The following is a 13106-nucleotide window of genomic DNA, read 5'->3' as shown; positions in this document are numbered from 1 at the left end:
GAAATTGGTAGACGCACCAGATTTAGGTTCTGGCGCCGCAAGGTGTGCGAGTTCAAGTCTCGCCTTCCGCACCATTTAAATACCAATAGTTGTAATGAATTCAATTGGGATATCGCCAAGCGGTAAGGCACCGGTTTTTGATACCGGCATTCCCTGGTTCGAATCCAGGTATCCCAGCCAAAAAAAACGCCAACTCTCGCTGACGTCTATTCATTTCTACAACCCTAATGCATAACTCAATGCTTTTCGTTTTAGCCATCCACCTCGTTGCGCCGCCATCAATCCGACATTTCTTAGGATTTCCAACGGAGCATGCTGATTACTGAACGCAAAATAGAATACATCCATCCCCGTTTGCATGATCAAATTGTCAGCATGGCGTTTACGCTGATAACGTTTTAATGTCTCAAGCCGCCACCAAGGCATTGTCGTTCGACGCGCGCTGACCAATACATCGATAAGCGCATCGACGTCGCGATAGCCGAGGTTGACGCCCTGCCCCGCCAAAGGGTTAATCGTATGCGCTGCATCGCCGACTAACGCGATACCAGGTTTAACATAGGCGGTTGCATGCCGACGGGTTAAGGGGAAAGCACCACTGCGTAAAGTCTTCACTTTGCCTACACGCGCGGGGAAATGCTGGACGATCGCTTCATCTAACTGTGTCGGAGTCAGTTTTTTCAATTGTTCTATGCGTGCAGCACTGTCGTACCATACTAATGAGGCGTAGCGATCATAGAGGGGTAAAAAGGCCCGAGGGCCGTGCGACGTGAACTGTTGCCACGTGGTATCTCCAGGTTCTTGTTCGCACTCCACTGAAATCAACATGCAAGATTGCTGATAATCCCACCCTTGAATACCAATACCTGCGCCTTGTCTAACTTGAGAATGTGCGCCATCCGCTCCAACTAATAATGAACAGGTTATTGCAGTACCTTGATCTAAGACCACCGCCCACTTTTCCTGTTCAGGCAGATAGGTCATAGTATCGAGCGTCGCGGGACAAAATAACGTCACCGATAAGGCTTGCATCCGCTCCCACAGTACACGCTGTAACACTTGATTCTCTACCATAAAGCCCAATTCCGGTAAGTTAAGCAGTGCAGCGCTAAATTCCGTTTTCGCACTTTGCCATTCCCAGGTTTCCAATTGACGGTATGGCGCGCAGCGCCTTGCCAAAATCTCTGACCAAGCCCCGATTTCCTCTAATAACGCGACAGAGGTACGGCTGATAGCAGAAATTCTCACGTCAGGCAGAGAGGACGGTACATAGGGTTCAGGCTCTCGGCGCTCAATCACCGCTACACGAAAATTTTGTTGCCTTAAGCCACAGGCCAAGGCCGCACCGACCATGCCTCCCCCATTGATTACCACGTCAAAATGCTCTGTCTGCATAGCACATCCTCTGCGACGAAACACTTAGTCTGTGCTTCGTGAAATTAAGATAATCTATATAGTGTACCGTAATTTTCGTAGTAAACAGATTATCCGTTATACTGGTCACAACAGCAGCAAAGCATTACAATATGCGGCTAGCCGATCCTTGCACTAAATCAATGGCCCATTCGATGACGAAAAAATTACATATTAAGACTTGGGGCTGCCAGATGAACGAATACGATTCATCTAAAATGGCAGATCTCCTCAACAGCACTCACGGCTATTCTTTAACCGAGAATGCCGACGAAGCCGATGTGTTACTTCTCAACACCTGTTCTATCCGTGAAAAAGCACAAGAAAAGGTTTTCCACCAACTTGGTCGCTGGAGAGCCTTAAAAGAGCGTAATCCTGAACTGATTATCGGGGTAGGCGGCTGTGTCGCCTCACAAGAAGGTGATCATATTCGTCAGCGTGCGCACTATGTTGATATCGTTTTTGGTCCACAAACCCTGCATCGCTTACCAGAGATGATCAACAGTGTACGAGGCAATAAAAGCCCAGTCGTCGATATTAGCTTCCCAGAAATCGAGAAGTTTGACCGCCTGCCAGAGCCTCGTGCTGAAGGGCCTACGGCCTTTGTGTCGATCATGGAAGGCTGTAATAAATATTGTACCTTCTGTGTCGTCCCCTATACCCGGGGTGAAGAAGTTAGCCGCCCTTGCGATGATATTTTGTTTGAGATTGCTCAGCTGGCCGCGCAAGGCGTCCGTGAAGTCAATCTTCTGGGACAAAACGTTAACGCCTATCGCGGTGAACATTACGATGGTGCAATCTGTACTTTCGCTGAACTGATTCGTTTAGTGGCCGCCATCGATGGCATTGACCGGATCCGTTTCACCACCAGCCATCCTATTGAGTTTACTGACGACATCATTGAGGTCTATCGCGATACGCCAGAATTGGTCAGCTTCCTACACCTGCCAGTACAAAGCGGTGCGGATCGTATTCTGATGTTAATGAAACGCGCGCATACAGGCCTAGAGTTTAAGGCTATCATTCGTAAGCTTCGTGCTGCTCGCCCAACGATTCAGATCAGTTCTGATTTTATTATCGGCTTCCCGGGCGAAACCCAAGAAGACTTCGAACAGACGATGAAGCTGATTGCCGATGTTAATTTCGATATGAGCTTTAGCTTTATCTATTCTGCTCGTCCAGGCACTCCCGCCGCAGATTTGCCTGACGATGTCAGCGATGAAGAGAAAAAACAGCGTCTCTACATTCTGCAAGATCGTATCAATCAGCAAGCGCAGGCTTGGAGCCGTCGTATGTTAGGCACTGAGCAACGCGTGTTGGTGGAAGGTACATCACGTAAAAATGTAATGGAACTGTCAGGACGTACCGAAAATAACCGTGTGGTGAACTTCGAAGGAACGCCAGATATGGTCGGTAAGTTTGTCGATATCGAGGTCACCGACGTGCTACCTAACTCATTGCGTGGCAAAGTGGTGCGTACAGAAGATGAGATGGGACTGCGAGTCGTTGAAAGTCCAGCCTCGGTTATTGCCCGTACTCGTAAAGAGAACGAGCTGGGTGTGGGCGTTTTTCAGCCTTAGTCCTTCGCTTAAATACAGGGTCTACTGTCCAAAACAGAACCTGTTACTCGCTCGTCTCTACAAAGCCCTGTGTGATACAGGGCTTTTTTTATAACGCCGATATCTATTGCTGCACAAGCGGTGATCCTCACTACACCCTAGAGCAGTTCTTGTTCTACAGCCGACGTGGCGCAGTGGCTTATCCTGGCGTTGACTCATTTAAATCTCGACTCAAAGCGGTTAAGCATCCCTCTTGATACTTCAGCGGAACATCCCCTAACTTGGCGCCGAAAAAAGCGTAATGATGAATGTGTCACGAAATCGCAAGCTACGCCCCACAGCGCAGCGTTTCGTGACTATGCTAAAAGGGAAATCCTATTTTACTCTACGAGGCCCGTATGAAAGTTGCTGCATCACTCATCCCTGTACTCTGTTTAGCTGGGTTACCTGCCGCCATGGCCGCGCCTGAAGGAACATTAAGCGTGCATATTCTTAACCAGCAAACGGGTAAACCCTCTGCAGAGGTTACCGTCGTCCTAGAAAAAAAGACCGACAAGGGTTGGCAGACATTAGCGACCGGTAAAACCGATAGCAATGGCCGCATCAAATCCCTCTACCCACAGGATTCTGCAATGGCTAAAGGGGTCTATAAAGTCACATTTGAGACCGGCGACTACTTTGCACAGCAGAAACAAGCGAGTTTCTTCCCTGAAATTCCGGTTATTTTTAGCGTCTCGCAAGAAAATGAAAAGCTCCATATCCCGCTGTTATTAAGCCAATACGGCTATTCGACCTATCGGGGAAATTAAGGAACCAGTGCTCTATCGATAGGGTGAATTTGTGCCCTGCTCAGCGTGGTCGCTGCCGCAGGGGACTTCATCAGTGAAGCGCGCCTTGTTTTTACAGATTGCGCCCCAACATCTGGGAGATAGCTTGCATACCCTGCACACAGCGTAAATAATCTGACTCATTATGCTTTCTTCAACCGTCGGTAATCGATCGACCCAAGTGATAAAAGAGGAAAAATTTGACTATTGAAACCCGTGAAATCACACTTGAACCTGCCGACAATCAGCGCTTACTCAGCCTTTGTGGCCCTTTTGATGACAACCTCAAACACCTTGAGCGCCGCCTAGGACTGGAGATTACTCGTCGCGATCACCAATTCAAACTCGCCGGTCGCGCGCAAATTGTCGCGGCAGCAGAAAATATCTTAAAAGATCTCTATGTCGATACCGCACCGGTTCGTGGTCAGACCCAAGATATTTTGCCTGAAAATATTCATCTAGCGATCAAAGAGAGTGGCGTGCTGGAACAGACTGCCGACAGCGTCCCTAACTTCGGTAAAGCCATTAATATCCAGACGCGACGTGGCGTAATTAAACCGCGCACGCCAAACCAAGCCCAGTATATTGCCAATATTTTTGGCCACGATATCACCTTTGGTATTGGTCCTGCCGGGACGGGGAAAACCTATCTAGCCGTTGCCGCAGCTGTCGATGCGTTAGAAAAGCAAGAAATCCGACGTATTCTGCTGACTCGCCCAGCGGTCGAAGCGGGAGAGAAACTCGGATTTTTACCGGGAGATCTTAGCCAAAAGGTCGATCCTTACTTACGTCCTCTGTATGATGCACTCTTCGAAATGCTTGGCTTCGAACGTGTCGAGAAGTTAATCGAACGTAATGTGATCGAAGTCGCTCCCCTCGCCTATATGCGCGGACGTACGCTAAACGATGCATTTATTATTTTAGATGAGAGTCAAAACACCACGATTGAACAGATGAAAATGTTCCTAACGCGGATAGGCTTCAATTCTAAAGCGGTGATCACTGGGGATATTACTCAGATTGACCTCCCTCGTAATGCAAAGTCTGGTTTAAAACATGCTATCGAAGTGCTGTCAGAGGTCAAAGAACTGAGTTTTAACTTTTTCCACAGCGAAGATGTTGTACGGCATCCCGTTGTCGCACGTATCGTCACCGCCTATGAAGCATGGGAAGAAGCGGATCAGCAACGCCGTGCTGAACGCGCAGAAGAACGAAAGCGTGAAGCACAAGCCCCTGCCCAGGAAAACTAATGGAACAAGACGTTATTTTAGATTTACAAAATGTGTGCGCCTCAGCAGAAGGTTTACCGACTGAAGCACAATTTCATCGCTGGTTGACTGCCGCAGTCAGCCCGTTTCAGCCAGTGAGTGAAGTCACTATTCGCTTAGTGGATGAGGCAGAAAGCCATGAATTGAACCATACTTGGCGAGGTAAGGATAAACCGACTAATGTGCTATCCTTTCCTTTTGAGGCCCCACCCGGCATTGAAGACTTTCCGCTGCTAGGTGATTTGATCATCTGCCGTCAAGTGGTTGAACAAGAAGCGGTAGAACAGCACAAAACGCTGGAAGCGCATTGGGCACATATGGTGATCCATGGTAGCCTACATCTGCTAGGTTACGACCATATTATCGATGAAGAGGCGGAAGAAATGGAAGCCTTAGAAACTGAGATAATGCTTGCGCTGGGTTATACTGACCCGTACATTTCTGAAAAAGAAGCCTAATAGCTGCAAGGGGTGGTAAGTGTCGTTGTCCTTACCACCAACGTTTACTTAACGAGAGATCTAAATAAAACCGCCATGAGCGACGACCATTCTCAAAATAATGATACCCCTAGTAATAAAAAAGGATTTTTCTCATTACTTCTCAACCAGCTTTTTCACGGTGAACCCAAAAACCGTGATGAACTCTTGGAACTGATCCGAGATTCTGAACAAAAAGATCTGATTGATGAAGATACCCGTGACATGATCGAAGGCGTAATGGATATTGCGCAACAACGGGTTCGGGATATCATGATCCCTCGCTCACAAATGGTCACGCTAAAACGTGATCAAACACTTGATAGCTGCCTAGATATCATTGTTGATACCGCACACTCTCGTTTTCCTGTCATCAGCGAGGATAAAGACCACGTTGAAGGCATCTTAATGGCCAAAGATCTGTTGCCCTTTATGCGTAGCGATGCCGAAGCCTTTAGCATCGAAAAGGTGCTACGTCCTGTGGTGGTTGTCCCGGAGAGTAAACGTGTTGACCGCATGTTGAAAGAGTTCCGCTCACAACGCTACCATATGGCTATCGTGATTGATGAATTTGGCGGTGTTGCAGGTCTCGTGACGATTGAGGATATCCTTGAGCTTATCGTCGGCGAGATCGAAGATGAATACGATGATGTCGAAGATGCCGATGTCCGTCAGCTCAACCGTCATACTTATACGGTCAGGGCCCTGATGTCCATCGACGATTTCAACCAGCAATTTGATACCAACTTTAGCGATGATGAAGTCGATACCGTTGGCGGGCTAGTGATGCAAAGCTTTGGGCACCTTCCGGCTCGCGGTGAAAGTATCACGATTGACGGCTACCAATTCAAAGTCGCCGTGGCCGATCGTCGTCGTATCATTCAAGTGCATGTCCGCATTCCTGAGGATGCCTCCCCTATCACTCTTAGCGACGACTAAAGCTTATGGCAGTCAGTAAATTTATCGATCGACAATCGATTCGCCTTCTCCTTGCTCTGATTATGGGTGCCGTTGGCACCCTTGCTTTTTCCCCATTCGATTTCTGGCCTGCCGCTCTCGTTTCCTTAATGGGGTTGCAATGGCTGACCACTCACCGTAAAACCGGGCAAGCTGCCGCAATTGGCTATTGCTGGGGCATGGGATTATTTGGTAGTGGAATCAACTGGGTGTACGTCAGTATCGCCACCTTCGGGGGCATGCCAGGCCCCGTTAATGTCTTATTAGTGATACTGCTGGCCGCTTGGCTATCGCTATTTACGTTACTCTTTGCTTTAGTCTTGAACCGTTTCTGGCCGAGGGCGAGCACTGCCCGCCTACTGCTTGCAGCACCGGCGTTATGGCAAGTGACCGAGTTTTTACGCGGCTGGGTATTGACGGGCTTCCCTTGGCTGCAATTTGGCTATAGTCAAATTGATGGTCCACTTAAAGGTATTGCCCCCATCGCTGGGGTTGAAACCATCAACTTCCTGTTGATGGTGATGGCTGGTGCACTGGTCCTCGCACTCCAACAACGTCGCATCCGTTATCTTATTGCGGCGGTAGGCGTATTACTCGTTTGTTGGCCGCTACGCTATCTCCATTGGTATCACGAACAGCCCGAACGAAAAACTACCGTTGCGCTCGTCCAAGGTAATATTGCGCAGAGTATGAAATGGGATCCACAGCAGCTTTCCCGTAGCTTACAGACTTATACTCGCTTAACTGCACCACAAATTGGTCATGCCAAACTGATTATCTGGCCTGAGTCGGCTATCAGCGATTTAGAAACCAATCAACAAGTCTTTCTTCATCAACTTGATAATGAGCTGCGCCAAGGGGGGAGCTTGTTGGCAACGGGGATCGTGGATTCACGCTTAATGTCCAATAACCGCTATCACGACTTCAATACCGTCATTACCTTAGGCAATCAGTCCCCGTACAGCTACTATAGCCCGGATCGCTATCAGAAGAACCATCTGGTTCCATTTGGTGAATTCGTTCCGTTAGCCTCGCTGTTACGGCCCTTAGCCCCATTCTTCGATTTACCAATGTCAGGTTTTAGTCGAGGCGCCTATTCGCAATCTCCGCTTTATCTTGGGGGATATCAGCTCACCACCGCGATCTGCTATGAAATCGTCTTGGGTCAGCAGGTACGCGACAACCTACGTCCGGATACTGATTTCCTGTTGACCGTGTCTAATGATGCCTGGTTTGGCCACTCCATCGGCCCTTGGCAGCATTTCCAGATGGCAAGGATGAGAGCGCTTGAGTTAGGTAAACCACTGTTACGTGATACCAACAATGGTATTACCGCCGTGATCGCGGCCGATGGCACTGTGGTGAAACAACTCCCTCAATTCCAGCCTGATGTGCTGACTGCAGAGATTACACCTACACGTGGCGCGACGCCTTATGCGTTGACCGGTGATATCACAATTTGGATTATCAGCCTGCTGAGTGCTATCGTCGCCCTTAGACGGCGTAAAATGCCCCACTAATTCGAGCCTCTTCGGAGGCTCTCTCCTCGACAAATGATGACTTACAAGAATTGGCAGTTGTTGCGCGGCAGCCTTATGGGTATGCTATGCGGATCTAAGTAAAGTCATTGTATCAAGCCCCGCGCTTATTAATAAGGATCACTGGCCGCCATGCAAGAGCAATACCGCCCGGAAGAGATAGAATCACACGTTCAAGCCCATTGGGATGAAAAAGAAACCTTCAAAGTGACAGAACAAGAAGGTAAAGAAAAATATTACTGCCTATCGATGCTTCCCTATCCTTCTGGCCGACTCCACATGGGGCACGTGCGTAACTACACCATTGGTGATGTGATCGCGCGTTACCAACGTCTTCAAGGTAAAAACGTCCTTCAACCTATTGGTTGGGATGCTTTCGGCCTACCGGCTGAAGGGGCTGCGGTGAAAAACAATACAGCGCCCGCACCTTGGACTTATGAAAATATCGATTACATGAAGAACCAGTTAAAATTACTGGGCTTTGGTTACGATTGGAGCCGCGAGTTAGCGACTTGTCAGCCAGAGTATTACCGTTGGGAACAATGGTTCTTCACCAAGCTTTATGAGAAAGGCTTAGTTTACAAAAAAACCTCTGCGGTTAACTGGTGTCCGAATGACCAAACCGTTTTAGCGAATGAGCAAGTGGTAGATGGATGCTGCTGGCGCTGTGACAGCAAAGTCGAGCGTAAAGAGATCCCACAATGGTTTATCAAAATCACCGATTATGCAGAAGAGCTGCTTAACGATCTTGATACCTTAGAAGGATGGCCTGAGCAGGTCAAAACCATGCAACGTAACTGGATTGGCCGTTCCGAAGGGGTGGAAATCACCTTTGCGGTGGCTGATCGCAGTGATACCTTGACCGTCTATACCACTCGCCCTGACACCTTTATGGGGGCAACCTATGTCGCTGTTGCGGCTGGGCACCCATTAGCTCAAGAAGCGGCGGCACACGATCCTGCTTTGGCTGCATTTATCGAAGAGTGTCGTAATACCAAGGTTGCTGAGGCCGAGATGGCTACCATGGAGAAAAAAGGTCATGCGACTCACTTCCATGTCATCCATCCGCTGACCGGTGAGAAACTGCCTTTATGGGTCGCTAACTTTGTCCTTATGGAATACGGTACCGGTGCAGTGATGGCCGTTCCCGCACACGACCAACGTGACTGGGAATTCGCGAGCAAATACCAATTAACCATTAAGCCAGTAGTCTGCGACGAAGAAGGCAATGTTCCTGATGTCAGCCGCGAAGCCATGACCTTTAAAGGCCAGTTAGTTAACTCTGGTGAGTTTGATGGACTGGACCATGCTGCAGGCTTCAATGCGATTGCCGATGCGCTTGCCGCAAAAGGTGTTGGCGTGCGTAAAGTGAACTACCGTCTGCGTGACTGGGGCGTTTCTCGCCAACGTTACTGGGGTGCGCCTATCCCAATGGTGACGCTGGAAGATGGCACCGTCGTTCCGACACCGGAAGATCAACTACCCGTCTTGCTGCCTGAAGATGTGGTGATGGACGGTATCACCAGTCCAATTAAAGCCGATCCTGAGTGGGCAAAAAGCACCGTCAACGGACAGCCTGCCTTACGCGAAACGGATACTTTTGATACCTTTATGGAATCGTCATGGTATTACGCGCGTTATACCTGCACCCACTACGACCAAGGGATGCTCGACCCCGCAGCAGCCAACTACTGGTTACCGGTGGACCAATACATTGGGGGAATCGAACATGCCATCATGCACTTGATGTATTTCCGCTTCTTCCACAAGTTATTACGTGACGCAGGCTTGGTGAACTCCAATGAGCCAGCGAAACGTCTACTTTGCCAAGGCATGGTGCTGGCCGATGCTTATTATTATGTCGGTGCAAACGGTGAGCGTAACTGGGTTTCCCCTGTCGACGTAACGGTCGAGCGCGATGACAAAGGACGTGTTATCAAAGCGACTGATAATACTGGCCGCGAAGTGGTCTACGCGGGTATGAGTAAGATGTCGAAGTCCAAAAATAACGGTATCGACCCACAATTAATGGTAGAACGCTACGGTGCGGATACCGTTCGTCTGTTCATGATGTTCGCCTCACCGGCAGAGATGACGTTGGAATGGCAAGAATCTGGCGTTGAAGGCGCTAACCGCTTCCTTAAGCGTGTTTGGCGTTTAGTGCATGAGCACACCAGCAAAGGTACTGTCGCACCATTGGACGTTGATGCGCTCGATGATGCACAAAAGTCATTGCGTCGTGAAGTACACAAAACCATCGCCAAAGTCTCTGATGACGTCGGTCGTCGCCAAACCTTCAATACAGCGATTGCGGCGGTGATGGAGTTAATGAATAAGCTAACGCGTGCGCCGCAAGAGAGTGAGCAAGACCGTGCGCTAATGGATGAAGCCTTGAATGCCGTGGTACGCCTACTCTATCCATTTACCCCACATGCCTGCTTTGTGTTATGGGAAGCCTTAGGCCAGACCACGACGATTGATGAAGCAGAATGGCCAGTCGCCGATCAGCAAGCTATGGTCGAAGAGAGTGTGGTTATGGTGATTCAGATTAATGGTAAAGTACGTGCCAAAATTAACGTTGCTGCTGAGGCTACGCAAGAGCAAGTTCAAGCCCTTGCTGCCGAAGACCATTTAGTGGCGAAATATTTAGACGGTGCGACCATTCGTAAAGCCATTTTCGTCCCTGGCAAGCTGTTAAACCTAGTGATTGGGTAACTCCGGAGGTAATGTGCGACATTTTCTACTCTGCTTAATGATGGCAACCGCGGTGCTTAGCACCGCCGGTTGTGGTTTTCATACTCGTGGGAATACTAAAATTCCTCAAGGGATGAAAACAATGATTTTAACCAGCGATGATCCTTATGGCCCACTCGCGCGTGCTGTACGCCAGCAATTACGGTTAAGCGGTATAAAATTGGTTGAAGACTCTGCCACGCAGCGTGTGAATGTGCCAACTTTACGCCTAGCAGGCGAAAATAATCACCGTGATACGGCCTCTGTATTCTTAGACGGTAGTCGTGCGGAGTACCAATTGGTGATGACCATAACAGGCCAAATCCTCATCCCAGGTAAAGGTATTTTCCCACTGCATACCACGGTTTATCGTTCTTACTTTGATAACTCCGGCAACCCCCTTGCCGCAGACTCAGAACAAGACATGATTAGCCAAGAAATGCGTGAAAGAGCGTCTGAACAGTTAGTCCGTCAGTTACTGGCTGTTCATGCTGCTGAGCAGCAAATTAATGGTACTGCGCCTGTCGCCCCATCCGCAGCATTAGGGCAACCTGAGGTGATTACCAGTACTTCAGAACAAAGCAGTAACGCCGGTGTAGCGCTCGGTAACTAATGACCAGAGTGTTCCCGGAACAACTAACGGCGCAACTTAACCATGGGTTGCGTCGTTACTATTTATTAGTCGGTAGCGACCCCCTTCTGCACCAAGAGAGTCAGCACACAATTTTGGCTGCCGCTCGGGCACAGGCCTTCGAAGAGCATCACACCTACGCTATCGATCAACATACCGATTGGGACTTACTCTTTAGTGAGTGCCAAGCGATGAGTCTTTTTAGCCAGCGACAAGTGTTTATCTTGCAGCTCGCCGAAAATGGTCCTAACGCTACCCAAGCCAGTCAGTTGGTACAGCTCATTTCGTTAATGCATGACGATTTATTACTGATCATACATGCTGCAAAAATTACCAAAGCTCAAGAAAACAGTGGATGGTATAAGGCGTTAGTTGACGGTGGATTATTGGTGACCTGCCATACACCCGATCATCAACAACTGCCTCGTTGGGTGCAGCAGCGCTGTCGGGCTATGTCATTAGCAATCGATGAGCCAGCGTTACGTCTCCTTTGTTATTATTACGAAGGAAATTTATTAGCGTTATCACAAGCATTAGAGCGCCTGTCATTGCTATGGCCTGATGGGGTACTTACCCTGCCGCGAGTAGAAGAAGCCGTCTATGATGCCGCTGTTTTCACCCCTTATCATTGGATCGATGCTTTGCTGGCAGGGAAAAGTAAACGCGCTTTGCACGTGTTAAAACAGCTGCAGTCAGAAGATCAGGAACCGATCATCTTGCTGAGAACGCTGCAACGTGAGGTCATGATCTTACTTGAAGTTTCCGCTATCCCGATGGATGCGCGTCGCGCGGCAATGGACAAACTCCGCGTCTGGCAAAATAGACGTCAACTTTATACCGGTGCTTTACAGCGACTGGATCGAGTACGTCTACGTCATATCGTTCATCATTTAGCCTCACTAGAGATCGCTGTGAAAAAAGATTTCTCTACCGAGTGTTGGCCCGCATTAAACGCGCTCAGCGTGCTTATTTGTCAACCTCAGTTTCCTACAGGACTTTACCATGTCTAAGCTCTCTGCGTGGTTTGGGGGAACCTTTGACCCCATCCATAACGGTCATTTACATTGTGCGCGTGAAATTGCCTCGCTGCTCGATCTCGAAAACGTCACCCTACTTCCTAACAACGTGCCGCCCCATCGGCCTCAGCCAGAAGCCAGTGCAGCACAGCGCGTGGAAATACTGAAACGGGCGATAGAGAATGATCCACTCTTTTCGATTGATAGTCGTGAGCTTGAGCGCGACACCCCATCATGGACCATCGAAACCCTAACGCTCCTGCGTGAAGAAGTCGGTGCAGAGGCGCCCCTAGCTTTTATTATTGGTCAGGATTCGCTACTCAGTATTAACCAATGGGAAAGATGGCAAGAGATACTGGAATATTGCCATTTAGTCGTTGCTCAGCGACCTGGTTATTCCAGCCAGCATGCCGATCATAAAGTCCAATCGTGGATCACTCGTCATCTGACTGACGCGGCCAGCTTACAGCATAAGCCCTATGGCGGAATATTCCTTGCCGATACCTCGCTGTACACGATCTCTGCAACGGATATTCGCCGACGCTTACACCACGGCCTTTCGTGTCAGGACTTGCTTCCCGATGCAGTCATCGAGTATATCGCTGAAACTGGCTTATATCGCCCCCGTTGACAGCGTGTTACAATGAGCCTCAACCCCTAGCAAACGCAGTTTTTGGCGGCTAGGGAT

Annotated in this window: 11 protein-coding genes and 1 tRNA gene; 11 read left to right on the top strand and 1 reads right to left on the bottom strand. The window is 49.0% G+C overall.

The window, feature by feature from the left end; translation table 11 throughout:
* The first annotated feature begins 105 nt into the window (after window positions 1-105).
* A tRNA-Gln gene (locus tag HGT71_RS12930) sits at window positions 106-180 on the top strand.
* A 36-nt stretch (window positions 181-216) separates the two neighbouring features.
* Here the strand turns inward: HGT71_RS12930 and ubiF are convergent.
* A complete protein-coding gene (gene ubiF / locus HGT71_RS12925) occupies window positions 217-1395 on the bottom strand; it encodes a 3-demethoxyubiquinol 3-hydroxylase (protein ID WP_214218149.1) in 1179 nt (392 codons plus the stop codon).
* Window positions 1396-1568: 173 nt separating this feature from the next.
* On the opposite strand from ubiF, the gene miaB reads away from it, so the two are divergent.
* From miaB to nadD, 10 genes are all read left to right on the top strand, one after another.
* Window positions 1569-2993 carry a tRNA (N6-isopentenyl adenosine(37)-C2)-methylthiotransferase MiaB gene (miaB, locus tag HGT71_RS12920; protein WP_099825907.1) on the top strand — a complete coding sequence of 475 codons (1425 nt, stop codon included), beginning with the start codon at window positions 1569-1571 and terminating at the stop codon, window positions 2991-2993.
* A gap of 377 nt (window positions 2994-3370) precedes the next feature.
* The gene (gene uraH / locus HGT71_RS12915; RefSeq protein WP_214218148.1) at window positions 3371-3781 is read left to right on the top strand and encodes a hydroxyisourate hydrolase; all 411 of its coding nucleotides are present in this window, start codon (window positions 3371-3373) and stop codon (window positions 3779-3781) included.
* A 218-nt stretch (window positions 3782-3999) separates the two neighbouring features.
* Complete coding sequence (locus HGT71_RS12910; protein ID WP_099825602.1) at window positions 4000-5049, top strand: PhoH family protein; 1050 nt, start codon at window positions 4000-4002, stop codon at window positions 5047-5049.
* Complete coding sequence (ybeY, locus tag HGT71_RS12905; RefSeq protein ID WP_099825604.1) at window positions 5049-5525, top strand: rRNA maturation RNase YbeY; 477 nt, start codon at window positions 5049-5051, stop codon at window positions 5523-5525. The genes HGT71_RS12910 and ybeY overlap by 1 nt, the downstream gene beginning before the upstream one ends.
* A gap of 75 nt (window positions 5526-5600) precedes the next feature.
* Window positions 5601-6482: a CNNM family magnesium/cobalt transport protein CorC gene (gene corC / locus HGT71_RS12900; RefSeq protein ID WP_062812400.1), complete on the top strand. Its 882-nt coding sequence runs from the start codon at window positions 5601-5603 to the stop codon at window positions 6480-6482.
* Between the two features lie 5 nt (window positions 6483-6487).
* Window positions 6488-8020 (top strand): apolipoprotein N-acyltransferase, encoded by a 1533-nt coding sequence (lnt, locus tag HGT71_RS12895; RefSeq protein ID WP_214218147.1) that lies wholly within the window; start codon window positions 6488-6490, stop codon window positions 8018-8020.
* Window positions 8021-8170: 150 nt separating this feature from the next.
* The gene (leuS, locus tag HGT71_RS12890; RefSeq protein WP_214218146.1) at window positions 8171-10753 is read left to right on the top strand and encodes a leucine--tRNA ligase; all 2583 of its coding nucleotides are present in this window, start codon (window positions 8171-8173) and stop codon (window positions 10751-10753) included.
* Window positions 10754-10766: 13 nt separating this feature from the next.
* Window positions 10767-11384: an LPS assembly lipoprotein LptE gene (gene lptE / locus HGT71_RS12885; RefSeq protein WP_214218145.1), complete on the top strand. Its 618-nt coding sequence runs from the start codon at window positions 10767-10769 to the stop codon at window positions 11382-11384.
* Entirely contained in the window at window positions 11384-12412 is a 1029-nt protein-coding gene (holA, locus tag HGT71_RS12880; protein ID WP_214218144.1) for a DNA polymerase III subunit delta, read from the top strand. The genes lptE and holA overlap by 1 nt, the downstream gene beginning before the upstream one ends.
* The gene (gene nadD, locus HGT71_RS12875; RefSeq protein WP_214218143.1) at window positions 12405-13049 is read left to right on the top strand and encodes a nicotinate-nucleotide adenylyltransferase; all 645 of its coding nucleotides are present in this window, start codon (window positions 12405-12407) and stop codon (window positions 13047-13049) included. Before holA ends, nadD begins: the two co-directional genes overlap by 8 nt.
* Window positions 13050-13106 lie beyond the last annotated feature (57 nt).

The sequence above is a fragment of the Rosenbergiella epipactidis genome (assembly GCF_018494055.1).
GTDB lineage: Bacteria > Pseudomonadota > Gammaproteobacteria > Enterobacterales > Enterobacteriaceae > Rosenbergiella > Rosenbergiella epipactidis.
This window is presented reverse-complemented; position numbering and strand designations above follow the sequence as displayed.

Bases quoted from the DNA above. Each gene is read 5' to 3' on its own strand.
- holA (WP_214218144.1), top strand. From the start codon at position 11,384: ATGACCAGAGTGTTCCCGGAACAACTAACGGCGCAACTTAACCATGGG.
- miaB (WP_099825907.1), top strand. From the start codon at position 1,569: ATGACGAAAAAATTACATATTAAGACTTGGGGCTGCCAGATGAACGAA.
- corC (WP_062812400.1), top strand. From the start codon at position 5,601: ATGAGCGACGACCATTCTCAAAATAATGATACCCCTAGTAATAAAAAA.
- leuS (WP_214218146.1), top strand. From the start codon at position 8,171: ATGCAAGAGCAATACCGCCCGGAAGAGATAGAATCACACGTTCAAGCC.
- ybeY (WP_099825604.1), top strand. From the start codon at position 5,049: ATGGAACAAGACGTTATTTTAGATTTACAAAATGTGTGCGCCTCAGCA.
- nadD (WP_214218143.1), top strand. From the start codon at position 12,405: ATGTCTAAGCTCTCTGCGTGGTTTGGGGGAACCTTTGACCCCATCCAT.
- lnt (WP_214218147.1), top strand. From the start codon at position 6,488: ATGGCAGTCAGTAAATTTATCGATCGACAATCGATTCGCCTTCTCCTT.
- ubiF (WP_214218149.1), bottom strand. From the start codon at position 1,395: ATGCAGACAGAGCATTTTGACGTGGTAATCAATGGGGGAGGCATGGTC.
- uraH (WP_214218148.1), top strand. From the start codon at position 3,371: ATGAAAGTTGCTGCATCACTCATCCCTGTACTCTGTTTAGCTGGGTTA.